This window comes from Acetobacterium sp., from assembly GCF_036508315.1.
Taxonomy (GTDB): Bacteria; Bacillota; Clostridia; order Eubacteriales; family Eubacteriaceae; genus Acetobacterium.
Map to the genome: position 1 here is coordinate 1 of NZ_DATCHP010000027.1, position 25,224 is coordinate 25,224.

The 25,224-nt window shown below is 37.7% G+C and carries 24 protein-coding genes, 1 pseudogene and 1 other annotated feature; of the genes and pseudogenes, 9 read left to right on the forward strand and 16 right to left on the reverse strand.

Going from position 1 to position 25,224, the window contains the following annotated elements:
• Nucleotides 1-106 precede the first annotated feature (106 nt).
• Nucleotides 107-508 (forward strand): hypothetical protein, encoded by a 402-nt coding sequence (locus VIK44_RS03755; RefSeq protein WP_331552507.1) that lies wholly within the window; start codon nt 107-109, stop codon nt 506-508.
• Between the two features lie 159 nt (nt 509-667).
• Here the strand turns inward: VIK44_RS03755 and VIK44_RS03760 are convergent, their stop codons facing one another.
• The gene (locus tag VIK44_RS03760; protein WP_331552508.1) at nt 668-2,596 is read right to left on the reverse strand and encodes an NACHT domain-containing protein; all 1,929 of its coding nucleotides are present in this window, start codon (nt 2,594-2,596) and stop codon (nt 668-670) included.
• Between the two features lie 388 nt (nt 2,597-2,984).
• Between VIK44_RS03760 and VIK44_RS03765 the strand changes: the two are divergent.
• Nucleotides 2,985-4,119: pseudogene (locus VIK44_RS03765) on the forward strand (transposase); the annotation flags it as partial.
• A 95-nt stretch (nt 4,120-4,214) separates the two neighbouring features.
• Here VIK44_RS03765 and VIK44_RS03770 read toward each other — a convergent pair.
• From VIK44_RS03770 to VIK44_RS03780, 3 genes are all read right to left on the reverse strand, one after another.
• Nucleotides 4,215-5,348: a hypothetical protein gene (locus VIK44_RS03770; RefSeq protein WP_331552509.1), complete on the reverse strand. Its 1,134-nt coding sequence runs from the start codon at nt 5,346-5,348 to the stop codon at nt 4,215-4,217.
• A 1,160-nt stretch (nt 5,349-6,508) separates the two neighbouring features.
• Nucleotides 6,509-6,730: a hypothetical protein gene (locus tag VIK44_RS03775; protein WP_331552510.1), complete on the reverse strand. Its 222-nt coding sequence runs from the start codon at nt 6,728-6,730 to the stop codon at nt 6,509-6,511.
• A gap of 102 nt (nt 6,731-6,832) precedes the next feature.
• A complete protein-coding gene (locus VIK44_RS03780; protein WP_331552511.1) occupies nt 6,833-7,270 on the reverse strand; it encodes a hypothetical protein in 438 nt (145 codons plus the stop codon).
• A gap of 260 nt (nt 7,271-7,530) precedes the next feature.
• Between VIK44_RS03780 and VIK44_RS03785 the strand changes: the two genes are divergently transcribed.
• A complete protein-coding gene (locus VIK44_RS03785) occupies nt 7,531-7,812 on the forward strand; it encodes a hypothetical protein (RefSeq protein ID WP_331552512.1) in 282 nt (93 codons plus the stop codon).
• Nucleotides 7,813-7,892: 80 nt separating this feature from the next.
• Here VIK44_RS03785 and VIK44_RS03790 read toward each other — a convergent pair whose 3' ends face one another.
• Entirely contained in the window at nt 7,893-8,309 is a 417-nt protein-coding gene (locus VIK44_RS03790; protein WP_331552513.1) for a secondary thiamine-phosphate synthase enzyme YjbQ, read from the reverse strand.
• 184 nt (nt 8,310-8,493) lie between these two features.
• On the opposite strand from VIK44_RS03790, the gene VIK44_RS03795 reads away from it, so the two are divergent.
• Together VIK44_RS03795 and VIK44_RS03800 are read left to right on the forward strand one after the other, a co-directional pair.
• On the forward strand, nt 8,494-9,264 hold the full coding sequence (locus VIK44_RS03795) for a methyltransferase domain-containing protein (protein WP_331552514.1): 771 nt from the start codon (nt 8,494-8,496) through the stop codon (nt 9,262-9,264).
• 112 nt (nt 9,265-9,376) lie between these two features.
• Nucleotides 9,377-9,955 (forward strand): sugar O-acetyltransferase, encoded by a 579-nt coding sequence (locus VIK44_RS03800; protein ID WP_331552515.1) that lies wholly within the window; start codon nt 9,377-9,379, stop codon nt 9,953-9,955.
• 556 nt (nt 9,956-10,511) lie between these two features.
• On the opposite strand, the gene VIK44_RS03805 is transcribed toward VIK44_RS03800, so the two are convergent.
• Nucleotides 10,512-11,171, reverse strand: coding sequence for a class I SAM-dependent methyltransferase (locus tag VIK44_RS03805; protein WP_331552516.1), 660 nt, complete (start codon nt 11,169-11,171; stop codon nt 10,512-10,514).
• Between the two features lie 915 nt (nt 11,172-12,086).
• Here VIK44_RS03805 and VIK44_RS03810 point away from each other — a divergent pair.
• On the forward strand, nt 12,087-12,308 hold the full coding sequence (locus tag VIK44_RS03810) for a hypothetical protein (RefSeq protein WP_331552517.1): 222 nt from the start codon (nt 12,087-12,089) through the stop codon (nt 12,306-12,308).
• Between the two features lie 339 nt (nt 12,309-12,647).
• Here the strand turns inward: VIK44_RS03810 and VIK44_RS03815 are convergent, their stop codons facing one another.
• From VIK44_RS03815 to VIK44_RS03825, 3 genes are all read right to left on the reverse strand, one after another.
• Nucleotides 12,648-13,013 carry a DUF998 domain-containing protein gene (locus tag VIK44_RS03815; RefSeq protein ID WP_331552518.1) on the reverse strand — a complete coding sequence of 122 codons (366 nt, stop codon included), beginning with the start codon at nt 13,011-13,013 and terminating at the stop codon, nt 12,648-12,650.
• A gap of 448 nt (nt 13,014-13,461) precedes the next feature.
• Complete coding sequence (locus VIK44_RS03820) at nt 13,462-14,145, reverse strand: RloB family protein (RefSeq protein ID WP_331552519.1); 684 nt, start codon at nt 14,143-14,145, stop codon at nt 13,462-13,464.
• A complete protein-coding gene (locus VIK44_RS03825) occupies nt 14,135-15,349 on the reverse strand; it encodes an ATP-binding protein (RefSeq protein ID WP_331552520.1) in 1,215 nt (404 codons plus the stop codon). The genes VIK44_RS03820 and VIK44_RS03825 overlap by 11 nt, the downstream gene beginning before the upstream one ends.
• Nucleotides 15,350-15,653: 304 nt before the next feature.
• Between VIK44_RS03825 and VIK44_RS03830 the strand changes: the two genes are divergently transcribed.
• Both VIK44_RS03830 and mutM read left to right on the forward strand, forming a co-directional pair.
• Entirely contained in the window at nt 15,654-16,064 is a 411-nt protein-coding gene (locus tag VIK44_RS03830) for a type II toxin-antitoxin system HicB family antitoxin (RefSeq protein ID WP_331552521.1), read from the forward strand.
• A 69-nt stretch (nt 16,065-16,133) separates the two neighbouring features.
• Nucleotides 16,134-16,946, forward strand: a complete 813-nt coding sequence (gene mutM / locus VIK44_RS03835; RefSeq protein ID WP_331552522.1) for a DNA-formamidopyrimidine glycosylase — start codon at nt 16,134-16,136, stop codon at nt 16,944-16,946.
• Nucleotides 16,947-17,051: 105 nt separating this feature from the next.
• Here the strand turns inward: mutM and VIK44_RS03840 are convergent, their stop codons facing one another.
• From VIK44_RS03840 to VIK44_RS03855, 4 genes are all read right to left on the reverse strand, one after another.
• Nucleotides 17,052-18,551: a 4Fe-4S dicluster domain-containing protein gene (locus VIK44_RS03840; protein WP_331552523.1), complete on the reverse strand. Its 1,500-nt coding sequence runs from the start codon at nt 18,549-18,551 to the stop codon at nt 17,052-17,054.
• A 403-nt stretch (nt 18,552-18,954) separates the two neighbouring features.
• Complete coding sequence (locus tag VIK44_RS03845) at nt 18,955-20,490, reverse strand: 2-isopropylmalate synthase (RefSeq protein ID WP_331552524.1); 1,536 nt, start codon at nt 20,488-20,490, stop codon at nt 18,955-18,957.
• Between the two features lie 51 nt (nt 20,491-20,541).
• Nucleotides 20,542-20,918, reverse strand: a binding site (T-box leader).
• A gap of 96 nt (nt 20,919-21,014) precedes the next feature.
• Nucleotides 21,015-21,797, reverse strand: coding sequence for an acetolactate decarboxylase (budA, locus tag VIK44_RS03850; RefSeq protein WP_331552525.1), 783 nt, complete (start codon nt 21,795-21,797; stop codon nt 21,015-21,017).
• Between the two features lie 73 nt (nt 21,798-21,870).
• The gene (locus VIK44_RS03855; protein ID WP_331552526.1) at nt 21,871-22,113 is read right to left on the reverse strand and encodes a hypothetical protein; all 243 of its coding nucleotides are present in this window, start codon (nt 22,111-22,113) and stop codon (nt 21,871-21,873) included.
• A gap of 243 nt (nt 22,114-22,356) precedes the next feature.
• Between VIK44_RS03855 and VIK44_RS03860 the strand changes: the two genes are divergently transcribed.
• A complete protein-coding gene (locus VIK44_RS03860) occupies nt 22,357-22,710 on the forward strand; it encodes a hypothetical protein (RefSeq protein ID WP_331552527.1) in 354 nt (117 codons plus the stop codon).
• Nucleotides 22,711-22,760: 50 nt separating this feature from the next.
• Here VIK44_RS03860 and VIK44_RS03865 read toward each other — a convergent pair whose 3' ends face one another.
• The 3 genes from VIK44_RS03865 to VIK44_RS03875 form a co-directional block, all read right to left on the reverse strand.
• Nucleotides 22,761-22,973 carry a hypothetical protein gene (locus VIK44_RS03865; protein ID WP_331552528.1) on the reverse strand — a complete coding sequence of 71 codons (213 nt, stop codon included), beginning with the start codon at nt 22,971-22,973 and terminating at the stop codon, nt 22,761-22,763.
• A 194-nt stretch (nt 22,974-23,167) separates the two neighbouring features.
• The gene (locus VIK44_RS03870; protein WP_331552529.1) at nt 23,168-24,631 is read right to left on the reverse strand and encodes an MFS transporter; all 1,464 of its coding nucleotides are present in this window, start codon (nt 24,629-24,631) and stop codon (nt 23,168-23,170) included.
• Nucleotides 24,632-25,075, reverse strand: coding sequence for a MarR family winged helix-turn-helix transcriptional regulator (locus VIK44_RS03875; RefSeq protein ID WP_331552530.1), 444 nt, complete (start codon nt 25,073-25,075; stop codon nt 24,632-24,634). It abuts the gene before it with no gap.
• Nucleotides 25,076-25,224: the final 149 nt, after the last annotated feature.

A 25,224-nucleotide genomic window follows, 5' to 3' on the forward strand; every position in this document is an offset into this window, starting at 1 on the left:
ATGAGAGAACGGCACGGTATTAAATAATTCTTTAAAGGAGTCACCTTCGGGTGGCTCCCATCATGAACACAGTTGCTCTATTTCATGAATAGGCTGGCTCTCACTGATGACTTCAGTGGATCTAAATCAAAATATTATCCATATTATGAGCGGAATCGGAAATATCTACGCCAATGAAATCTGTTTTTCTATGAAAATGCATCCTCTAACACCAGGAAAACGTGTCAGTAAAAAGCGAGTCACAGAATTAATAGCCGTATCGAAAGAAATATTGGAAAAAGCCATTGCCCAGTGGGGAACAACTATTCACTCTTTTGACGCCAATGGCATTACCGGGTTGTTTCAAGTACAGTTACACGTACATATGCAAAAATTTCGTCCTGTATGTAATGGCCCAATAACTAAGGAAAAGGTTCGTGGCAGAGGTACCTATTGTTGTAAAGCGTGCAAAAAAAGAAAGGCCAAAACCCAATGCGACGGTTCTTTTATGCTGTTTCTCATGTTCTAAATTCGTCACAGCTCGCCAAAGCTAATGCCGGTTAGCCGTTTTGGTTTTTTGGTAAGTTCAATTGAAATAAAACTTAGTCATACGACACACTTGTGATATGCAAAGAAGCTTTTGCAAAATAGCAAATAAGCTATAATGCAGAAGCTCCCTTTATCTAAATCAGAATTCCAAACAATCAACTTTCTTCATATCTATTTCATCATATATTTTACCCCGAAATCTTTTGCATTTTTCAAAGTCAAGTAAAAAACCATATCTTCTATATATTATAATCAGATTAGCCGCAATACTTTCAAAGTATTCTCCACTATTTGCTATATTTGTTATATCGTCATTTACCTTCAGGTTCATCCAATCTTCTAAATTAACTAAATGACCATAAGTACTGTATATATCATTCGGAAAATCATCTATAAAGATGTCAACCTTTTTGTTTATTACTAATTTTAATAATTCTGACATTTCAAACGAGTTATGATGCTTATATGTAAGATTACCATCTTTCTCCTGTTTTATGATTTCTACTGATGCAAAAACATCCATACTTTTTCGACATTTTAAATATACATCATTCTTTTCTTTGAAATATTCATCTTTATAAACTTCTGGATATTTTTTTATAAATTCATCTAAAATTGGTAATATTAAAACACTTCGAAATGTGCTATCATCAAGGTCATAATAAAAATCGAAAAAATTTTCATATCTATTTATCCTTATATTATTTGAGGACATTTTTTTTAAGATATTTAATTTCACTTCTGTTTCGCAATCACAATATATATAGCAAGCTGCAAAATACTCCATAAATGATTTATGTATCCATTTATAACTATTTCCGTCTTTGCAAAAAAGAGGCACATTATGCAGTAAATCATCTATTATAAAAGATGCCTTTATATTTTCGCTAAAAGTCATTACTGCTACAGTTTCAACTATTTTTGTTAATTCATCAAAAGAAAATTCAATTTTACCATCAACTAGTGTTTTCCATCCCAATGCTCTTAAAATCTTTTTAAAGCCACAAATCTCTAATCCTGATTTTTTAGGATGTTTATAAGCACCGCCTTTTGTCTGATCATGATCGTTAAACAAAGCATGCACTACGGTATTATAAAATTCAGTCTTTTTATATGGAATTTCTCCTTCATATACAAACGTTTTATAAAGAAGCGATATTAATAAAGGGTTTATCAGAAATTCTTTTAGTATTTCAATGTTTTTATCTTCCTTTATTTTTTCTATTAGTATTCGGGAATAATCACTATTCATATCATACTTCTTTATTAAATCATAAGCTTCTTCTATTTTCATTGGCTTTATTTTAAATCTTTGAAATCCCACAAATGAATCTAGTGCTGACTCATCTCTTGAAGTTAGTAAGTATTTAGTGTTTGGAGTATTTTTAATGAATTTTTGAACTTTCTCAGTTATTTCAGCTTTAAGCTCTTCAGTTATTTCATCGTATCCGTCAAATAGAATAAGGAAATTTCCATCCTTTAATAATTCTATTATTTGTTTCTTTGTAATACCACCAGACAATAGGTTAAGCTCACCACCGATAAAATCAATAATATCGATTACTGGTTTTTCGGTTTCTGGTTTTAGTTTTCTCATTTCAATATTTATAGGTATTGGTCCGCCCTCTTGCGTTGCTTTTAATATAAGATATTTTACAATAGTTGATTTGCCCATTCCGGCTGAATCAACAATCATAAGTCGTGGGTAGTTAGTAAACAATTTTAATAATAGGTTTTTATCTTCATTTATTATATATGCCTCGTTATCCTTATAATCCATGCTATTTTTCTCTATCGTTAATGGAATGTATAATTCGTCCAACTTTTTAGGTTGTCCCTTAAAAACAATTGTATTCACATAAGAATTATGATCATAACTTGCTTGAAAATATTCCTGCAAATTATATTCTAGTATATCAGAATCCACCTTTTTCAAATTCCAGCTATCTATGATTGGACTTATATTATTTTTATATAAATCTTTTATTGCTAAAGCACATATCATTTTTACCCCAGCATCTGCTATTGACTGACCATACTTTAAGGCTTCATTTGTCACATCTTCCATTTCTAGTCCCTTCCGAATCGCTTTTTTAAATTATACTACTAATACAAGTCAATTAACAAGAATATAAAACACATATGTTTTAATATATTCCTCTTTTTCATTTTTCCGATTTTTTCATATGACACGAGGCCGTTTTGTTTGTCATATCCCTTTAAAAACATCTCCAAAAAACCTATAACACAGCAGTTATGGTTCGGGACCTGTGAAAAAGTCAAAAAATCTGCTAAAATATCTCATTGAGAAGATATCCAATGGATAAGAGGAAATTTGATCAGATTAAAGATCAATAATGAAAAAGCAATGATATTTTTGCTAAAATCGAGCAAAAAAATATCCCTGTCTAGTATAATATAAGTGCAAACAAAATCAACCAGGCAGGGGGGAAATCATGCTTCGATATGAATCAAAACAAACATCATTTCATTATTCATTATACAACAAAATCCTGGAAAATCATATCCTAAAACAGATAAAAAAGGCAGATGATTTCGGCTTTATCAATGATCTGCTGAAAGATACATACTGCAAAAATTTTGGTCGTCCGGCCAAAGAATCGGAACTGATATGTAAACTACTGTTTTTGCAGCATATCTACAATCTCTCTGACGAAAAAGTGATTTAAGAGGCCAGCTTCAACCTGACGCATCTCTATTTCCTGGACATTAATCCGGAAGTTCAATTGCCTGAAAGAAGTCTGTTATCGAAATTCAGAAAACTGAAACTGGGTGAACAGACGCTGGTTGAGATCATTATCGAAATTGTCACTCAATACGTAAAAAAAAGGGATTCTCACCGATATCAGTGTGAGCATTGATTCAACCCATGTGGAAGCCAACACCATCAAAAAAACACCGAAACGGCTGATGAAACACCTGGCCAGAAATATCATCCAAACCTACAAGGAAGAAACTAAAGAAGAACTGGAAAGTCTACCTGAAGTACCGACCCACAAAGAGATCAGCGATCATAAACAGGCAAAACAGGTCATGAAAGACTACCTGGAAACCGTCATCGAAACCGTGGAAACAAATACAACTGCGCATACCCCGGAAACAAAACAGATGATCGAAAAAGCAAAACCACAAACTTCTTTGGTTACAAAGTCGAATTCATCATGACCACCGACCAGCGGATCATCACATCAGTGTGAAACGGGAGTAGGTGCCTATGTGGATGGAACAATGATTGAATAATTACTGAAAGGTACCCTTGCAAGCGGATTGACAATCAATGAGTTTTACGGTGATAAAGTCTATTTCAGAAAATCCATTCTTGATAAAATAAAGCACTAGAAGCACTGGCCTACATTCCGGTCAGTGGTCCAGGCTATCGCATCGATGAAAGCGAATTTTCATATAACAAAGATTCAGATCAATGGTTCTGCAGCATGGAAAATGAGACGGTCAGCCGGAAATATTACAAACGAAAATGCGTAAAACACAAAAAATGGTTTTCAGGAAGGATATAATTATTACTTCGATCTCAAAACCTGTAAATGCTGTCCCAAACATGACGAGTGTGCCAACAATGTGAATGTCAATGAAAAAGTTTACCACTGGGGGTGCGGACGTATTGATGGGGGGACCGACTAAGCGACCAACCCCACTCCTTCCCCCACTCATTTAAAGTTAGCATTAACCATTTTTTTCTTTATAAATTCATATGTATTTTTCAATTCTAACATATTATTTTCTGCGTCTTCTATAAGTCCAATATTATTTTTCTCAAAATATTTTGTTATTTCATCATCTGGAACTTTTTTTATCAAAAGTTCGGCATAGCATAAATAGAATAAACCTATTCCAATCCCAAGATCTTTATCTTTATTTAAATATTCATCTTCATCTAAATATTCATCTTCATCTAAAAATTTCATTGCTATATTATATGCTAGATCACTGTTTTTTTCCAACATGACATCCACTTCTTGTATGGTTTTTATATTCAAACTTTGCAATACCTCAATATGGTTTTCTGCAGAAAATGGATCTATTAATTTTCTATTAGAATCATTTGCAATTTTTTCATCTAATTCTTTCATTTCATTACTTAATTCAAAATACTTTTTAAGCGAAATATTATCAATTAAAATTTTCTTATCACTATTTTCTTGTAACTTTTTATCAATATCTTTTTCATAATCACTTAATTTGTCTCGAATTCTTATAAATTCATCATCTGCAAGTTCCAGCAGACCTGCTAATCGCGAAAAATATCTTTTTATTTCCGCCGGAATCCCTACTTGACTCTTGTAACCTGAATCATGTTCAATCTCAGCCCAAGTATGTTGCAATATCGAACGGATTTGAATTTCAAATTTTTTCCCTTCAAACCCAGAATATTCGCGTAACTCTGTTCTTTTTGATGAAAACTGGCATACATAATGTAACGACACATAACCAAATTTATCCGGTTCTATTGATTCTCTTTTATCAATAGAATTTTTCTTGTCAACCTCAAATTCTTGTTCAATGATTTCTGCTATTCTATCTACATCATCAGAATAATATGTGATTATTCTACTTCCTACAATATCTGTTATATCATTGATGCAATTATATTTTTCTCCCTTTTTACGAATTTTTTCTTCTAAACTATTATGCGCCTTTACTCTTGAGTTAATTGCATTAACAGATATTTTATTAGAAGATAAAAGTTTTTTTAATAACCCATCTAACTCATCACACAATTTTTTATATTCATTTTCTAGTTTTTTATATTGATCCAGAATTGCCTCTTTATTCTTTGACATAAAAACTCCTATTTAAATTTTGCTTTTTTATTATTAACTCAACTTTCCCAGCCTAATTGATCAAACAAAGCCTTTATAAAAGAAGCCTGAGAGTTAATCCATTGCTGGAGTTGATTTTTTAACAGCATAGACTTTTTAGAGTCTACGGTAAATTGTTCAACAAATAAGCTCTTCAAAGTTGATGAGCTGTTGTCAAGTCCATATCCTGGATGTCATCACAGAGCCTGAAGAATAATTCGCACAAGGTTCTATCATCCTTCTCGTTTCTGCGAAGCCCTTCTAGCCGAAGACATGGGAATGTTTCATGATACACATTGGAATGTTTTACTTCCATCCTCTGACTGCTATTTGTTCATACCACAAAGTCCACCTGAAAGTGTCCAAAGAAACTAAAAAAAGTAGCAAGGGATAACGCAAAGGTGCTATCAGGACCCAGTTTCCAGCATATCCTCAATGTTGCTTTATTTAATTATAACAGCATTTCAACTATTTGCAATAAAAACCAGAGTAAAATATTGCGGTATAAAACAAAGACTACTCTGACATAATGTAGGGAAGACGTGAGGACACTTCATTTATTATATTTCTTTTCCACATACAGTCAAACTGAACCATTTTCGTGACTTCGCGAAAATGATTGGAAACCGCTGCCCCACCAGTTTCACCTCAGAACACATCGGGGACGGCTCTTCTGTGCTGTTTTTCTCGTGTTAAATTCGCTGGAATACACCAAAGCTGATTCCGGTTATCCTTACCAATTGGCTATTAACACATTAACACAAGGGGACGGTTCTTTTGTGCTGTTTCTCTCTTACTAAATTCGCCGCAATACGCCAAAGCTGATTCCGATTATCCTTTCCAATTGACTAATCAACAACTCTTTATCTTTACAGATTTTTATTATCTCATTACGCTTTTATTTATCAAATCTCTGTGTTTCAACAAATCTTTACCAACAATTATTTTGATTCTCTCCTTAGTGTCCAGTTCTTTGTACATTGCTTTCCATGGCTTGTTTGCTACCCGAATCTGCCCTGAATAACCCAAACCATTTCAGAGATTCTTGAAATTATTGAAAATACTTCAATCCAAAATCTGCTATGGACACATCGGGGACGGTTCTTTTGTGCACATAAAACTATCAAAACTTCGAAATTGCATTATAAACCTTGGTCACACTTTCGACAGTTTCTTAATGCCTGTTCTACGAACATTTTGCTCGGTTCCATCATACGACTCAATTGACCGACACTGCCACTGGTTTCCTTCCAGTTTATAGTCCAATCCCTTTCATATCTGCTTTCAAATGAATATCCATTTTTTAGTAATTCGTATATAATTCCTCTTTGAAATTCACTGAATTTTTTAAATTCAATATTCATCACTTTTTCCACCACAACTTTATATTTTTGAAGTTGGTTTATCTACCGATTATGCTCATTATTATCAAATTGGCATGTTTTACCAAATTGGATTTTGCCATTCTAAAACCATGCTTCATAATAAAACCAGTTCTCCATAATTCTTATTGTTCGACCACCATTATCTGTACCGTCTGACCATTTCCACTCATCATCAGATATATCAGTAAGGTTCTCATTCGCATTTTGATATGCTACCGGGACGTCATCTGGCGAATAATAAAAACCATAATATTTAGAAGCTGGAGCAATTCCTTTTCCACCGTAAAAGAACTGTACAATATCATTGTTCCTTCTAAAAACTCGCTCTACTTTTACGCCCTTATATGTTTTTATTGACGTATCAGAATTTAGATATGACTTTGCAATAGTCACCAATTCTTTACTATTTTCATTTATAATGTTTTTTATTTGGTGTTCCGGATTTGAAACATAATTTACAGTGTAAATAGCTAAGATAATAAGTACGGCTGCAATTATAATACTAATGTATTTCTTCATAACAGCACAGTTCCTCCTTTTTTCGTGTAAATCAAATCTTTGCTTTATATATGCTTGGCTTGTCTTAATAATAGCCTTATGACGAGGGGATGTTTCCGTTCGTCATACTTATCTCTTCAATACCATTGGCAGCTAAAACTTCTTCAATTTTCTTTACATTTCCCTCTCCACCCCTTATACTCAACATATGTCCATTTTGCAGGCATTTAAAAAATATTATCCGGATGTGATAGCACATTGATGATCGAGAGGTAAAATACATGATTCGAATTTGGGGAAAACTCGTAAAACACAATAAATTTCTGGAACAAAAAGTTTTTGAAATTGATAACAAATCCTTGCCTATATATGATAATATCCAAGCTGCTTTAGAGACCTTCTGCCATGACTTTGATTTGGAAAAACCGATGTGGTTTGACAGAAATACAAAAGAACTTAATCGGATTTCCAAAACATATTTTCGTGAAGACCAGTTTATCGATTCCATCTGGTTTGATTATTTAGAATTCGAAATTATAGACGATGATAAAAAGAAAGCATAAATATGCCGGATGAGCTAAAAATAAAAGTATCGAACATGAATCGGGGACGTTTTGTTTGTCATATTCACTCTCCAATTACTTTACTCGCCAATTATTTTAACCAGTACCCGCTTGTCCCTTTTTCCGTCAAATTCATAGTAAAATATCTGTTCCCATTGTCCAAAATCCAGCTTTCCATCGGTTACGGCAACCACCGCTTCTCTGCCCATAATCGTTCGTTTCAAATGGGCGTCAGCATTGTCTTCAAAACCATTATGACCATACTGGCTATACGGCTTTTCCGGTGCTAATTTTTCCAACCAGACCTCATAATCCTGATGTAAACCACCCTCATCATCATTGATAAAAACACTGGCCGTGATATTCATAGCATTGATCAAAATCAATCCTTCTTTAATCCTACTTTCGGTAAGTGCTTTTTCAACATCTCTCGTAATATTGACCAGTCCTCTTCGTGTGGGCAAATTAAAATGCAACTCTTTGCGATAAGAAATCATCTTGGGCCTCCTTGTTTTTCTTTTATTCTACCACTTTTTAAAATTAAAGCCATCCTGAACACATAGGGGGACGGTTCTTTTGTGCTGTTTTCTGATATCAATATAATATATTTCACAAATTATATAATATCTTATATAATAATCAAACAATATGAGTTCAAAAAATGTCAGGAGGATAAGACTTGTGGAAGATTGGAATGTGAAACTATATGGTCAATTTGAAAAAGAAAGGGCACAGCCTTCAATTGATTTGATAAACAGAATTGAAGCGGATTCATTACAAAAAATCATTGATATTGGGTGTGGATCTGGGATGAGTACCCTGCCATTAAGAAATCGGTTTAAAAAAGCCGAAATAACAGGTGTGGATTTTTCAACTTCAATGTTGAACAAAGCAAAAGAAATGATCAGCGATGTTATCTGGCTGCAAAGAGATTGTAGCAAACCACTAACAGATTTAGGAAAATTTGATTTAGTTTTTTCAAATGCAGCGCTGCAGTGGCTGGGAAATCAGCGAAACGTCATTAAGAATTTAAGCGATATTCTTTTACCGGATGGCTTGCTGGCCGTGCAGGTTCCTTATTTTTCAGCAATGACATTAGCAAATTGCATAAACGATGTGGTGGAAACATATGATGCCGATATTTTTAATGGTATAGAATCAGAATTATTTAAATGTTACCCACCGGAATTTTATTATAATGAATTGGCCAAGCATTTTTCAAAGATTGATTTATGGCAGACAAATTATTTCCACGTTATGAATAGCCGTAAAGAAATTCTAGAATTTTGTAAAAGTACTGGCTTAAGACCTTATGCAGAAAGATTTGAAGCATCAGAAAGGGAAGAATTTTATCAAAGAATACTTGATGAAATTAAGAAACAGTATGTCACCCAGGAAAATGGTCGCGTTTTATTTGAATTTAAACGGATTTTTTTTGTAGCAAAAAAATAATTGCATATATTGAAGAATTGATGTTGCGGACTCATCGTGTAAAATCATTAATCCCCGTTCTCAACATGATGTGTGTATGGGGAACAGAAAATAGAATTTAGGGGAGAAATCAATGACAGAAAAAGAAAAAGCCAAAGCAGGTCTGCTTTATAATCCTAATATTGATAAAGAAATAAGCCGGGAAATAATTAAATGCAAAGACTTGTGCCATCAGTACAACCAGCTGTTACCATCCCAGTATCAGAACAAAGAGAAGCTGATGAGAAGTATACTGGGGAAAACGGGAACGACGTTTTTCATAGCTTCTCCATTTTGGTGCGATTACGGATACAATATTGAAATCGGGGATAATTTCTATGCCAATCATAACTGCGTCATTTTGGATGGTGCTAGAGTAAAATTTGGTTCCTATGTTTTTATAGGGCCGAATTGCTGCTTTGCTACGGCAGGTCATCCGCTGGATGTGGAGCAACGTAATGAAGGGCTTGAGTACGCACATCCTATCTCAATTGGTAACAACGTATGGATCGGCGCCGGTGTGACTGTTTTGGCAGGCGTAACTGTCGGTAACAATACAGTTATTGGAGCTGGAAGCTTAGTGAATAAGGATATTCCGGCTGGCGTAATTGCAGTTGGAAATCCATGTAAAGTATATGCCCCCCAAGGTCAAGACGCGATTTTGAAAAACTAAGTTAATCGCCTTTCTTGTTTTGATTATCAGGCAGCGCTCTTTTGCTCTTTGAAATATAGATCATCCGGGCATGACACATCGGGGATGGTTCTTTTACGACACAAAGAAGGAACAGTATCCATAAAAGATTACTCACTGTTCCCTGGTAATCTTTCTATGGATCCAGTAATAATTTGATCGTCTTTATTTTTCAGAGATAATCTGACAATTGACTTCTCAAAAATCTTTTTCTAATACCCGAAGGCTTGTTCCAGCACCATTTTATTCACTGCGTTAATAACACAGTGGGGACGGTTCTTTTGTGCTGTTTTTCTCTTGCTAAATTTGCCGCAATCCGCCAAAGCTGATTCCGGTTATCATTTCCAATTAGCTAACCAACAACCCTTTAACCTTACAGATTTTTATTATCTCATTACGCTTTTCTTTCTCAAATCTCTGTACTTCAACAAATCTTTGCCTGCAATTATTAAAAATACTTTAAGTCAAAATATGGTATTGAAAAGATCTTTATTACCTATATACCAGGATACGAAGCAACATAAAAGGGGCCCTTGTATTAAGCGTGCTTCTTTCTTAATGCCACAAAAAACAATCGTCTTGGGAGACCACCCTCCTCAAATTCATCAATGCTGAGGATATCGAATGGTCCGGCTAATTCCCCTACTTTTTCACGGCTGAAAAAATGAACGATAAACTTCCCACATTCGTAAAGGTCTTCTCCATGATGAAGACCAGTTTTATAGTCCGCATCATCGGTGTTTCTAACCGTATAGATGTTAATCCCCTCAGGTTTTAAGATACGTGCAGTTTCTAAACTGATATATTCCAATTCTTTGGTGGTAAAGGCCATACAGTATAGCATATGAGAGTAGCATGCATCAAAGCTCTCGTTTTCAAAGGGTAAAGGATTCCTCAAATCATGCTGAATGGGTATAATTAAATAGGACAGATTCATTGACAAGGCGGTTTCCTTTATTGCCTGGATACCGGAAGACGTATAGTCTACAACCGTGACCTCAAATCCATTTTCCGCAAAGTACATGGTATCCCGGCCTTGCCCTCCTCCCAACTCGATGATTTTCTTTACACCATTTTGCTTGAAGATCTCAACTGCTTTTATAGCCGCCACACTGGGTTTAGAGCCAAACATCTGAGGTTTGCTGCTAAAGGTATCCTCCCAGTGAATATTCTGATTGTTTAAAAATTCTTTTTTCAATTTAGGACCTTACTTTCTTTGCTATCAAATTTTTCCTCTTATGACACAGGACACAGAGGGGACGGTTCTTTTGTGCTGTTTCTCTAGTCCTGAATTCGCCGTAACACGCCAAAGCTGATGCCAGTTAACCGTTCCATGTCTGATCGACAAACCTTTGTCCTTGCAGATTTTTATTATCTCGTTAAGCCTTTCTGAGAGATAATGTTGACAACGGGGACGATTCGCTTGCATATCTGCTTTCAAATGAATATCCATCTTTTAGTAATTCGTATATAATTCCTCTTTGAAATTCACTGAATATTTTAAATTCAATATTCATCACTTTTTCCACCGCAACTTTATATTTTTGAAGTTGGTTTATCTACCGATTATGCTCATTATTATCGAATTGGCATGTTTTACCAAATTGGATTTTGCCATTCTAAAACCATGCTTCATAATAAAACCAGTTCTCCATAATTCTTATTGTTCGACCACCATTATCTGTACCGTCTGACCATTTCCATTCATCATCAGATACATGAGTAAGGTTCTCATTCGCATTTTGATATGCTACCGGAACGTCATCTGGCGAATAATAAAACCCATAATATTTAGCAGCTGGAGCAATGCCTACTCCACCATCATTTTGCCCAAACCCAGCACCCGACTCAATTGGCGGATACTGCCACCGGTTTCATACTGAAACTTTCGAATTACATGATTTTCTTTTCAACTGACAGTTCTCCCAGATTCTGGTATTCGCTGTTCATAACATGACAGTCGAACCGTCACTATGTCATTACCAAATCGAAAACTCCAATTTTCTTTACATTTCCCTCTCTACCCCTTATACTCAACATATGTCCATTTTACAGGTATTTAAAAAATGTTATCCGGATGTAATAGCACATTGATGATCGAGAGGTAAAAAACATGATTCGAATTTGGGGAAAACTCGTAAAACACAATAAATTTCTGGAAGAAAAAGTTTTCGAAATTGATAACAAATCCTTGACTATATATGATAAAATCCAAGCTGCTTTAGAGACCTTCTGCCATGACTTTGATTTGGAAAAACCGAAGAACTTAATCGGATTTCCAAAACATCTTTTCGTGAAGACCAGTTTATCGATTCCATCTGGTTTGATTATTTAGAATTCGAAATTATCGACGATGATAAAAAGAAAGCATAAATATGCCGGATGAGCTAAGAAGGCGCGGGGAAGGCGCGGGGACGTTTCGTTTGTCATATCCCCCCTAAACAGCCTCCCCAAAAAAATGACACTCCAACTAAGAAACGAAAGGAATTAAGCTTTGCTGATGTAGACACAGATGAGATGACTCAACTTTTATTTTCTATATAATCGATGCCGTAAAAAACATATAACCCCAAAATGGCAGTAAAAGCCGTTGCCGCAAATACGCTAAACCTTTCCGCGACGCCAAAATATTCAGGGGGCATTAATCCCGTTCCAATTGCACCTATAAACATACTTAGCAGACTGATGGATGCAAATATTGCCATGGACCGATATTTTTTCTCTCGATATCCCCCACCATGATTGTAACAAGCGAGGCGATACTCAAAAGAACAACTGCCGCTGTCACAACGATGTGCATAATATCTTGAAATGTACCCGCATATCCGCTGGTGGTCAGTGGAAACATCGAATAGCCAATGCTAGATACCCAATTCATGATTGCAAAAAGATAAATCCCGACACGCAGTGTTCTGTTTAAACGGTTCTGGACAAAAACACAGGCAAGGGTGACTGAAACAATACCACAGGTTCCGTATACACTGCTAAGCTGCCCCCACAATTCTCTGGATGGCGCATCGTAGGCACTCAGATCACTCACCGCCTGACTGAGCCAATTATAGCCTAGGGTAAGCCAGGGGCGCAAACAAAACAGCAATCAGGTATGATAGAAAACTTGCAACTCCAAGTAAACCCAGCCAATTAATTCTTTTTTCTTTATCATATTCATCCTCCTCTTTCAAACTAATCATTAAATTAATATTCCATTCATTTTTAATGCTTTTTAATAAACAGTTTCATTGTAACATCAACTTTACCAAAAAAACAGCGATCTTTTAACAGACCGCTTTTTTTTATTCACCTTTGTCGTTGTTCAGTTCGATTAAACACAGTGGTATTACGGTTCTTTTTTGCTGTTTTCCTCGTGCAATAAACCTAAAAAAAAGCATTATCAAATGGGAAATAATGTTTTGAGATTTGATTAAGCGGACACATCGGGGAGGGTTCTTTAAACGACACAAAAGAACTTCCCCTTTGGGCTTTCATCGCTACAGTATTTCTTTTAGAAAAGGGGTTAGCTGCAGGATAAGGTGATGAACCTTTGTGCAAGGATCACACTGGCATGGAGTTTTGTCCTTTTGATGAATCGTTTCAATCCTTTTCGCATGTGAAACAGCCGCTTTAAGACTACCATTAGTTATAAGAATAGAAAAAATATCTTCTAGATTTTTTTCATATCCTTTTTCATTGATACCACTGCGTTTAAAGATTGTATTTAATTTTTTGTACCAATCATCTCGATGAAGTGCTGCATCCGAATAGTCAAAATGCAAATAAATCCAATACTCAAAGGACTGATTGCTCCATGCTGTTTCAAAACCTTGTTTTTCTGCCAAAATAATAGCCTCGTCAAAATCTTCAAAGTCATCTTTATCGAACACAACCCAAATATGTTCATATATATTATGGGAGCGGTTAACAAGTTTAGCTGTTGCTTCAATAAGACTGACTGTACATTTACCTTGGCCATCAACTATAATTTTCGGGGTCTTTACATCAACATTACCACCAAATTTATTTTTTATATAGTTGGAAAGACCATCAAAATAATATGGTTCGGTTTTAGTACCTTCCGTAACAATGAGATATGAATTTGCTTTGGGTTCCTTTGAACCTCGTTTTCTCTCTTTTTTGTCTTCTTTTTTTCTTTTAAAAAAATCATCACTTCCCATTTTTTTTATCCTCAAATGAATAATCCGTCAAAATAGGTATCCCGCCAAAAACACCTCCCAAATATTCCTGCTCAAATGACGCATCATTTCGCACCTTAAATTCTGCAAGGGAAGATATTGATGCTTGACTTTTTTTATCTTTATTGATAAACCAAACCTGATCACGTCTAAAATAACGTTTATCTAACAAAGTAGTGTCGTGTGTCGTATAGATCAGTTGTCCCCTCGTATTTTCTTCATAAAACAAATCTACTATATATTTTAGCAGTAACGGATGTAACTGCATATTAAGTTCATCAATTATTAATCCTTTATTTTGCCGAATTGCAATTTCCACAAATGAATAGACTGCAATGACTTTTCGTGTTCCATCAGATTCAATATCGATGGGTACTTCATAGTCTTCACCATTTTCACCAATATGATGGGTAAATACCTGGATCTTATCTTTCATCTTTTCAACAGTAATATCTTTAATGCCAATATCAATTGAACTTAAAAAATTCAAAAGGCGGTCTTTCTTTTTTTCATCAAAATCATTTTTAAAATAGTCATTTGAAAATTTCTCGATTGAAGAATTGCAATTTAGAGACAATGCTAAAATATCGGTAATACAATTAAATGTTTCTTTAAATACAGTTGTCCTTAACTGCAAGCGATTGTAAAAAGACAGTGCCAATACGTCATTTTCTACCTGTTCAACATATTTCTCGCAACTTTTTTTTACGGAAGCACCGAGATTTATTTTCAAGTTAGTACGTTCTATAATCGTTGTTTTTCTTCCAGTTGATATTTTTTTCTTATAAAGCCATTCGTATAAGATTTCCTTATGATTATAAATAAAACCATATTTATATTCAGAACCATCCATCAAATAGACGCCCTCAAACTCACTGGTTAAATCACAATCATCTCCCGAAAATAAAAATGGGTGATAATATTTTTCCAAGATAGATTCCTTATTATCATCTTTATTATTAAATGAATATCCTACAAGCCGTCGGAAACAACGATATGCATCCACAAAATTAGACTTACCGCTAGCGTTAGCACCATAAATTGCTGCGACTTTTAAAATATTTCCATAATCTTTAATATTAATTAGGTTATAGTCATGCTCTTTATATGCTTTAATTCCTCGCATATCAAAAATAGCTTCTTCTCGAAAAGGTCCGAAATTTTTAAAACTAAACTGTACTAGCATTGATAATCACCTCCTATTATATTTTATTATATCAATTATGTATGTTATGTCAATATTTTTGTGAATTATCCTCAAAATATTAATTCAAGTATCCATTTTTATATTTTATATCAATTAATTTATAACACTATTTTATTTTGAAAGAAATGAAAAAAACAGAAAGAGATATATTTGAGCGTGGTAATTTCGTTTTAAATGTCAATCAAAAGCCTCTTCTGAAGCTTTTATCATTGCAGAAATCATCAATAATTATTGACGTGCGTATAAAATGGGCGCATAATATAAGTATAAAGGAGTGGTTAAAATGCGTAAACTTACTTATTTAGCAGTGCTGGAACCTGCATCGGAGGGCTACGGAGTCTTCTTTCCTGATTTACCTGGCTGTATCAGCTTTGGGAAAGATATCGAAGAGGCCCATCAAATGGGACGTGAAGCATTGGAGCTTCATATCTACAGCATGGAAAAAGACGAGGATCTAATCCCTGCCCCCTCAAAATCGCTTTCAAAAGAAGATGTTGAATGTGGCATCATTACAGCAATCACTGTTTTACCGGATCTGGTGAAAAATGAGATGGAAAACAGACGAGTAAAAACAAACGTCACTATCCCTGCCTGGCTTAAAGAAGCTGCCGAGTCTCAGCACGTCAACTATTCAAAGCTCTTAGAAGTAGCCCTTCTTGATTATCTGAATGTCAGACGTGAAATTTTAAGATAACACCACATAAAATAAAAGGTCTTTAATGAAATATGAAAAATTAGTATGCATTAAAGCAGGTGAAAAGTTATGCCGGAACTACCAGAAGTAGAAACCGTTCGCAGAACGTTAAAGAACTTTATTATTGGAAAAACAATTAAGGAAGTCAGGGTTCATTACGATAAAATCGTTGTCGGGGACACGAAAATATTTGTGGAGTCGTTAAAAGGACAAACCGTTCGCGATATTGCTCGAGTGGGGAAATATTTAGTCTTTATTTTGGATAGCCAGGCGTTTATCTCTCATTTGCGTATGGAAGGGAAGTATAATATTGCCGAAGCTTCAAAGCCGCTTAATAAACATGAACATATTACCTTTGTGTTTAGTGATGACTCGGAATTGCGCTATCAGGACACCCGCAAATTTGGTCGTATAGAACTCGTGAATAAAGAAACCTATCATCAGGATTTGCCGCTTTGTAAACTTGGACCAGAACCATGGGACGCAGATCCTAAAGAACTCTACTTAAAAATACATAAGAGCAGCCTGCCGATTAAAACATTGTTACTCGATCAAACTATTATGAGCGGAATCGGAAATATATACGCTAATGAAATCTGTTTTTCTATGAAAATGCATCCTCTGACACCAGGGAAACGTATCAGTAAAAAGCGATTGGCAGAATTAATAGCCGTATCAAAAGACATCTTGGAAAAGGCCATTTCCCAGGGCGGTACGACGATTCACTCTTTTGACGCCAATGGCATTACCGGATTGTTTCAAATACAGTTACAGGTACACACGCAAAAAGTTTGTCCTGTATGTAATGGGGCAATAACGAAGGAAATGGTTCGTGGCAGAGGTACCTATTATTGTAAAATGTGCCAGAAAAAGAAAGGATAGGATTATTTCGCTAGAAGATAATTAAATCCAAAACAAGGCCCTGCAATATTCTTAATTGCAGGGCCATTTTTTCATTCGTTCGATACATACGTCAACGCTACCTATTTATTTTTCATTAATATTGAGTTTGTCGTTTTGAAGCGGAGACTTATATTTGGATGTGCTTGAAAATTTGGTCACTTCTTTTCTTGTGCGGTTCAAAGCAGCCAGTGTTCCAGGGCCGCCGATGCATCCGCCATCACAGGCCATGCCTTCCAATAGATATCCGTCTTTCTTTCCAGCCTTTGCCATTTTCATAAGTTTGACACATTCTGCAAGTCCCTGAGCGGATTCGATGGTGATTTCCTTCTCCGGGGCTATTTCCTTTATCGCTTTTTCTACGGCATTGGCAACGCCGCCGGCAATCGCATAGCCGCGCCCGGTAATGGAAGCGTCATCTATTGATCTGTCAACTTTCATTTCGGAGGGTTCTATATGTTTGGCGCCAAACATTCCAATCAGTTCTTCATAGGTAATGACAAAATCCACATAGCTGGAAACCTTATCCTGTAGAGCCTCGAGTTTTTTCGAGATACATGGTCCAATGAATACCACCTTGGCATTGGGATTATCCTTTTTGACATATTGAGCTGTGTAAATCATGGGAGTTGAAGAATCCGAGATATAATGATGCAGTTCCGGAAACAGTTTTTTTACCATGGAATTCCATGAATAGCAGCAGCTCGTTCCCAAAAACGGCTGTTTCTCAGGTACTTCGTCTGTAAATTCCTTTGCTTCGTTAATCGTCGTCATATCAGCACCCAGACTGACTTCAACCACCTTTTTTATTCCGAGCATTTTAATGGCTTCGATGATCTGGCTTGGCTGAGTGAGGGCACCAAACTGTCCTACAAAAGACGGCGCGATGATGGCATATATTTCCTGATCACTTGTGATTGCCTTGATCAGCTGGTAGATTTCCGACTTATCGGAAATGGCGCCAAAAGGACATTTCTGGATACAGTGGCCGCAAGAGACACATTTATCGTAATCAATGGTTGCACGATTATGGCTGTCGCTGTTGATGGCTTTAACTCCGCAGCTTGCAGCACATGGCCTTTCATATTGGATGATGGCTGAATAAGGACAGCCCATAATGCATCTGCCGCACTTGATACATTTGTCCTGATCGATAATGGCGCCTTTTTCTTCCATTATGATGGCACCTGCCGGACATTCATTTTTACATGGATGTGCAAGACATTTGCGGCAGTAGCCTGTAATCCGGATGGACTTTGTCGGGCAGGCCTCACAAGCAAAAGGGATGACATTTACAAGAGGCGGTTCGTACACCCTGTAATCAAGGTCAACCTTATCGATGCCGTCATGCACTGATCCCATTTTAGCAGCATTTCGGACATCAAGACCAAGAGCAAGCCGCAGTCGTTCACCCAAAACGGCTCTTTCCTTAAAAATACTATCACGGTAGGTAGCTTCTTCGCCTGGGATCAATTTATATACTGCATCATCAAGTGTATTTAAAGGAATATCCTCGTAGGCCCGTTTGGCAATTTCAGCAAAAACCATTCTCCGAATGTTGATGATATCTATAAAACTTTCCTTCATTTAGTCCTCCGTTCACTTTAAAGATCAGTCTCGATTGACAGCTTCCATTATCTTTGACATTACCACCGCACTTTTGGTGTTGCAGATAGTTTCACCGTCAAAAAAAACAAAAGAGTTGCTTATCCATAAGCAACTCTTAACATAAATACATTAACATAGCCATGTTACATTCATATATTTTTTTTGTTAAAATCTTGTTAAATTCTACAGAAAACCAGTTGGACTGAACTATTCCGACCAACGAGACGTGGGGACGTTTTCTTCCATCTTTTACCGCTGCTCTACCCTCATCAAGGGGGACACAAAAGGCGACACAACACAGTGTGGACAACACAGTGGGGACGGTTAAACCATTTCAGAGATCCTTGAAATTTCTGACAATTAATTCCTCGAAAATCTTTTTCTAATACCTGAAGGCTTGTTCCAGCACCATTTTATTCACAGCGTTAATAAGGGATAAGGCACTGGCCCGCATCACATCCTGTTCGATGGCCTTCCCTGAAAACAATTGGTCATCACATCGAATTTGGGTAGTGACCTTCCCCAGGCTCCCTTTTCCCCGACTTAAGCTGTTGATCCGGTAATCGATGAGTTCAATGGGCGAACCAATCGCTTCCATAATTGCCCCATAGAGGGCATCGATAACACCAGACCCGCCCTGACTCTGAACCACCTCCTTGTTCCCGCGGGCCAGCTTTACCGTCGCCGAAGGCAAACTTCTAACCACCGTCATCTCATAATCAACCAGTTGCCATAATTCGGGATTGTTTCCCCGACTTGGAATAGGGCTGTTTTTCAACAGGGTCAATACATCATTATCGTAGATTTCCTTTTTTTCATCTGCCATGGTCAGAAACTGCTGATAAATTTCCCCCACTGATTCCTCAGGGATATCGAAGCCAAGACGTTGGGTAACGTGGATAAAAGCATGTCGCCCGGATCTGGCCGTGAGAACAATTTCCATCGCCGGAGCTCCAATGGTTTCCGGATCCATAATTTCGTACACATCCTTTGATTTGAGCAACCCATCCTGATGGATACCAGAAGAATGAGCGAAAGCATTTTCCCCGGTGATGGCCTTGTTTACCTGAATATCCAGTCCCATGGTGGCACTGACCATGCGGGAGGTTTCATAAATCTGCCGGGTATCCACCGTGGTATGTCCACCATAATAGGCTTCATGGAGCTGAATCCCCATGATCACTTCCTCCAACGCGGTATTCCCGGCGCGTTCGCCGATGCCGTTGATGGTACACTCCACTTTATCCGCTCCGTTTTTAACCGCTGCCAGGGTATTGGCAGTGGCCAGACCCGTGTCATTATGACAATGCACACTGAGCAGCACGTTGGGATCCAGGTTTTTCAGCCGGTCATTAATCCGATAGATCAATTTCCCAAATTCTTCGGGAATGGCAAATCCCACGGTATCCGGCACATTGATGATAGTAGCGCCAGCCTTCACCACTGCCTCAATGGTTTGCCAGAGATACTCGAATTCGGAACGGCTGGCATCTTCCAGAGAATACTGAACCTGGGGAAGCAGACTACTGGCATATTTAACTGCACCTACTCCCATTTCAATCACCTGCCCCGGTGTTTTTCTGAATTTTTTAGAGACATGAACATCCGACGACCCCAGTACTATATGAATCAGTGGATTCTCTGCTTCCCGAATGCTCTCATAAATGCAGTCAATATCCGATTGTACAGCCCGCCCCAGGGCAGCAATCCAAACATCCTTTCCAATTTTGCGACTGATGGCCTGAACTGCCTCAAAATCTCCCTGTGATGATGAAGGGAACCCCACCTCCATCATATCCACCTTCATTTTTGCAATCTGCTCCGCGACATCCAGCTTCTCTGCCAGATTCAGTTTGGCTCCCGGTACCTGTTCCCCATCTCTTAAGGTTGTATCAAATACATAAATTTTTCGTGACATAATCTTTCTCCTTGTCTGAATTTTGTGTAAAAAAGCTCCCTCTTCATCTCAATCAGAGACGAAAAGGGAGCTTTCCGCGGTACCACTCTTATTCATACAGGCGACTGTATGCACTTTCTCGATACCCTTTATTCTTCCCATGAAAACTATTTTGTATAAAAAAAAGCCTGTCTCAAACGAGACAGACGAAAATCTGCTATACCACTCTTTTATACTATAGTTTTCAATACAGGTTTAATAAAACCGATATCCATCCCTTTTAACGGTGGGCTTCCGTCTTGACCTACTTTTTTTGCCTAATTTTTCATAAGCGCCATTTCAGCAAGCAACTCAGCGGTGAGTTCATCATCTTCTGATTTCTGCTTCACACCAACCAGCAGATCTCTGAAAATCATCTAATAACTACTATTCCTCATCAACGTCTTTTTTATATTTCATTTATTATAAACGAATCAAACCCGCTTGTCAACCCTATTTTAACACAGCGGGGACGGTTTTTTATATCGCCAGTAACAGTATATTTCCTATTTTTCAACCCTATTAATTTCACTATCCAGATCATTGACTGAGCCTTCTGGGGTTGTGGGAGACAGGTTCATCACAAAACCATCCGTGGCATCCACCGATACCTGGGCCTGATCAAAACTAACATCCAGCAAATGTCCACCCTTGGTTCGATCATCGGAAATAAAATGAAAATGATACCCGGGTACATTAACACCGCCAATGTAGTCAGGACACCAAAGGCCGATTAAGGTTCCTGTAATAGTCGTATTGTCAAAGACGGATTGTTTTTTCACGGCTTCGGATAGGACAGGATAGGGTTTTTCCTGGATGGGGACGGATCGGGTTTTAATGGTATTAAAGGTTCCGTCCACCTTGAAAAGGTAAAACAAATCCTTGTTTAAAATGAATTTGTCCAGTTCCTGCTCCAAAGTATCCAAACTTGCAGTCGCAGTCAGCTCCTGTGTAACATTGTTGTCAAAATAGGTAACCGCCGCAAAGGGTGTGGTATCCGTGTCCGAAACTACCTCAACCCCGCCGCTGGCTTTGACCTTGTAGACGGTGTTGTCGATCATCACCATTTCACCGTCAAGTGCATTAAAGGTGCCGATGCCGACGTCGCCATGTTCCTTAAGTTCACCAAAACTCTGGAAGCCATCATAATTTCCGGCTAGCAACGAACTGATGGTGGATACCTGGTATAATGTGTCCCTTGGCAACTCTTTACTGAATGTATCCGTACACCCAGATAACATAAACAGACACACCACCGACAATACCAAAAGCTTGATTTTTATTTTCATTAAGTCTCCTTCTTCAAATATTTTTTTTTATTCACACTTTGTTAACTACTATGATTTTTCCTTACAAAGTAGATTATTCGTCGGAATATGATATTCCTAACGTATCAAACTGACCATGAACACTGGAAAGCCATTCTTCAAATCGGGCATCCATGTCCAAGGCTTCTAGAATTTCCGTTTCTGTCATTCCCTGTTCCTTTAATGCAACAGCACTCTGACGTCCAGATTCTGCCATGGTCATGAGGGATTTTTCTAAAACCGTACGAACATTATAACTGCCATTAAACGGTGTTGATGCATAGGTATTGGATTCCATTTGATTCATCCAAAAAACTTGTTGTTTATGAACCAGAGGCTCTTTTGGAGAATTAAAGTACTTTTCATTGTACCCAGACTGTTTTGATCATATTTTATTGGGATTCTTTTCTGATTCCATAGGATTCATTATAAGCATATCGACAAATATATTTTTTTTATTAGAAAAGAGGTTGACTATTATAACCACAAACTGGTGGAATCCTATCGTAATGATGCGAACAAACCGCGACAGCGGATCATCATGAGTCTGGGAGATCTGAAGGAATTACCAAAGGCATGCTGGAAGGAGCTTGCCTTCATCCTGGAACGACTCATCCACCCCGCCAGCGAACTGGCCATCCATCGGTGGTTCAATGAGCAGTCGGCGCTTTGTGAGATGCTTGAGACGGATATCCGGGGTCTGGGCAAAGACCGCTTCTATGCTATCGGGGATCGTCTGTTTGAAAAAAGCCGGGACTGTCCCCTGATTTCACTGGCTCTTATGGTGGATGGGAAAGTCATGGAGCGCGTCGGTTGTCTCAAAGAGAAATACAAAGGGTTCGGGATTGTTAATTTAATCAAACGCAGAAAAACCACGGTTAACGAGAGAAGGTAGTGACAGAAAAAAATCGGGGAATGCAGGATTTCCAACGCCTGCAGGCCTTGTTACTCGAAATCCGGGTTATTGTCCACTGCTTCGAAATAATAAACGTCCGGAATTCTAAGCCGATGAATGTTGTCCGAATCATAGCCAAGCAACACCGTTTTTTCTGTTTTTAATTTATTTAGCAAGCTCAGAATATCATCATTCACCTCATAACAACGGATGATGATTTCTTCGTCCCGTTCCCTGCTGATTTCTTCAATCGATACTTTCATGTTTTCACCACTCTAAATCTGATTTATCAAAATATGTGCCGATGTCACCTTTTGTTTACCATAATAATTATACACCATTTATTAACGCAATGGAAAACCCACCTTGAAGTTTTAAACTTTAAGATGGGTTTTTATTCATGCAAAGTAACACAGAGACACAAAGGTTATACCTCAATCCAATATTCACGCTTGGCTTATTCCTGACCGCCGCCCATTTCATTTTCCAGAACCATTTTCTTATCCATGATCCTTGATCTTTTTCCCATGAGTCGCAGCAAGGTTAATACCGCTCCAAAAAGACAGATCACCGCTGCTATGATATAGACGATTCTCATGCCGTTGATGAAGGCTCCATTTTGGCCTGCGACATAATCCGTCACACGATAACCCAGTTCTGAACTCATGCTGCCGTAAAGCAGGGTGGTGGCCAATGCAATACCGCCTACCATTCCCATATTTCGTACCAGCGCATTGATGCTCCCGGCAATTCCCAGCTGGTGTCTTCCGACGGTTGACATGATCATTGAATTATTGGGGGATTGAAACAAGCCCATGCCAACAGATATGACGACAATAAAGACAACCATGGTCATCATTGTCGACTGTTCAGTGAGGGTTGACATCAGGAACAAACCCAGACTGATGAGCAGCAAACCAATGAAAGTTAACATTTCACATCCGATTTTGTCGGACACATGACCGCTGACCGGTGCCAGCACCATTAGAATCAACGGGAAAATCATCATCATTAAACCAGCCTGCTCCGGTGAATAGGCCATGACATCCTGGAGATAGAATGGTTGAATAATGCTGTTGCAAAAAAGCCCGACAAAGGTAATAAAGGCACAAAAAACGCTCAGTGAAAATAATTTATTTTTAAAAATATCCAATGCGAGCAACGGGTTTTCACGTTTCCGTTCAACCAGTATAAACGCAATAAATGATACAATCGCTACAGTAAAGCTGGTCAGAATCAGCGGATGGGAAAAGCCCAGACTTTGCATCTGACCCAGTGCTACAAACAGTGGCACAATGCTTAGCATAAACAACGCTGCCCCCAGTACATCCAGCCTACCGGTTGCTTTTTTATTGCTTTTCGGTAAAAGCTTTATGGCAAAGAATAAGACAACGATCCCTACCGGGACATTAATTAGAAAGATATATTCCCAACTGGAGGCACCCACAATGATTCCCCCGAGACCGGGACCAACCAGTGCACCCAATGCCACCGCTGTGCCTGTAAAACCCAGTGCCTTCCCACGCTCAGAAGCAGGAAAAACCTGGGTAATAATGCCCTGGTTGTTGGCCATGGTTGCTGCTGCACCAATGCCCTGAACAATCCGTGCGCCGATAAGTATCGGGAAAGCATTGGTGATGCCGCAAAGCAGAGACCCAAGTGTAAACAGAGCAATTCCGAAGATAAAGATTTTGGTCTTACCCAGCATATCCCCCAGTTTTCCAAAAATGAGGATAATCCCCACAATTACTATTAAATAGCTGGTAACCACCAGTTGAATTTGGGATGTATCAACATCCAGTAACCGGGCCATCTGTGGCAGTGCCACATTGACGATGCTGCTGTCCAGAGTTGCCATAAACGTGGACATGACAACAATGAGCAGAATAGGCCATTTGTTTTTCTCAACTATTTTTTCCATTTATTCCTCCTCGCCTCTCAGCTGCAAGGTTCGCATAAATATTTTTCTCATGGACGCTAGCGTCACTTCCTTCTCTTCCTGGGATAAATCCTCTGTGATTAAATTCACCATTTCCTGAATTTCCCCATGAATCTGGGGCAGCACATCTTTTACTTTTTCTGTCAAATATAATTGATAGGCGCGGCAATCCCCTTCTTTTCCAACTTTATAGACATAATCCAGTTCGATGAGCCTTTTGATTGTGCGTGTGGTCATGGCCTTGTCATTACCGATTTTTCTGCTGAGCTCATGGAGACTGCTCCCCTCGCATTTTTCCAGAATAAAGAGGTATGGCATCGAACCGCTGCTTAAATCAAATTTTTTCAGTACCTTGTCCAGATGGATCTGGTTATTTCTGAATATTTTATTGTTGAGCATAATAAAATGCATATTTTCAATTTCCAATGGGATTCTCCTTTTATTATTGACTAGTCAACTATATTATAAACTCCTCTTGTTGAGTTGTCAACTATAATTTTTCACCATTGATTGAACCACAAAATGCGCCAAAACATGATGTTTTGGCGCATTTTTTTTAATTTGCTAGAAGTTTA

What these genes read in the sequence shown, in the direction of transcription:
- VIK44_RS03755 (WP_331552507.1), top strand. Translation starts at nt 107, where the DNA reads ATGACTTCAGTGGATCTAAATCAAAATATTATCCATATTATGAGCGGA.
- VIK44_RS03760 (WP_331552508.1), bottom strand. Translation starts at nt 2,596, where the DNA reads ATGGAAGATGTGACAAATGAAGCCTTAAAGTATGGTCAGTCAATAGCA.
- VIK44_RS03770 (WP_331552509.1), bottom strand. Translation starts at nt 5,348, where the DNA reads ATGTCAAAGAATAAAGAGGCAATTCTGGATCAATATAAAAAACTAGAA.
- VIK44_RS03775 (WP_331552510.1), bottom strand. Translation starts at nt 6,730, where the DNA reads ATGAATATTGAATTTAAAAAATTCAGTGAATTTCAAAGAGGAATTATA.
- VIK44_RS03780 (WP_331552511.1), bottom strand. Translation starts at nt 7,270, where the DNA reads ATGAAGAAATACATTAGTATTATAATTGCAGCCGTACTTATTATCTTA.
- VIK44_RS03785 (WP_331552512.1), top strand. Translation starts at nt 7,531, where the DNA reads ATGATTCGAATTTGGGGAAAACTCGTAAAACACAATAAATTTCTGGAA.
- VIK44_RS03790 (WP_331552513.1), bottom strand. Translation starts at nt 8,309, where the DNA reads ATGATTTCTTATCGCAAAGAGTTGCATTTTAATTTGCCCACACGAAGA.
- VIK44_RS03800 (WP_331552515.1), top strand. Translation starts at nt 9,377, where the DNA reads ATGACAGAAAAAGAAAAAGCCAAAGCAGGTCTGCTTTATAATCCTAAT.
- VIK44_RS03810 (WP_331552517.1), top strand. Translation starts at nt 12,087, where the DNA reads ATGATTCGAATTTGGGGAAAACTCGTAAAACACAATAAATTTCTGGAA.
- VIK44_RS03820 (WP_331552519.1), bottom strand. Translation starts at nt 14,145, where the DNA reads ATGGGAAGTGATGATTTTTTTAAAAGAAAAAAAGAAGACAAAAAAGAG.
- VIK44_RS03825 (WP_331552520.1), bottom strand. Translation starts at nt 15,349, where the DNA reads ATGCTAGTACAGTTTAGTTTTAAAAATTTCGGACCTTTTCGAGAAGAA.
- VIK44_RS03830 (WP_331552521.1), top strand. Translation starts at nt 15,654, where the DNA reads ATGCGTAAACTTACTTATTTAGCAGTGCTGGAACCTGCATCGGAGGGC.
- mutM (WP_331552522.1), top strand. Translation starts at nt 16,134, where the DNA reads ATGCCGGAACTACCAGAAGTAGAAACCGTTCGCAGAACGTTAAAGAAC.
- VIK44_RS03840 (WP_331552523.1), bottom strand. Translation starts at nt 18,551, where the DNA reads ATGAAGGAAAGTTTTATAGATATCATCAACATTCGGAGAATGGTTTTT.
- VIK44_RS03845 (WP_331552524.1), bottom strand. Translation starts at nt 20,490, where the DNA reads ATGTCACGAAAAATTTATGTATTTGATACAACCTTAAGAGATGGGGAA.
- budA (WP_331552525.1), bottom strand. Translation starts at nt 21,797, where the DNA reads ATGAAAATAAAAATCAAGCTTTTGGTATTGTCGGTGGTGTGTCTGTTT.
- VIK44_RS03855 (WP_331552526.1), bottom strand. Translation starts at nt 22,113, where the DNA reads ATGGAATCCAATACCTATGCATCAACACCGTTTAATGGCAGTTATAAT.
- VIK44_RS03860 (WP_331552527.1), top strand. Translation starts at nt 22,357, where the DNA reads ATGAGTCTGGGAGATCTGAAGGAATTACCAAAGGCATGCTGGAAGGAG.
- VIK44_RS03865 (WP_331552528.1), bottom strand. Translation starts at nt 22,973, where the DNA reads ATGAAAGTATCGATTGAAGAAATCAGCAGGGAACGGGACGAAGAAATC.
- VIK44_RS03870 (WP_331552529.1), bottom strand. Translation starts at nt 24,631, where the DNA reads ATGGAAAAAATAGTTGAGAAAAACAAATGGCCTATTCTGCTCATTGTT.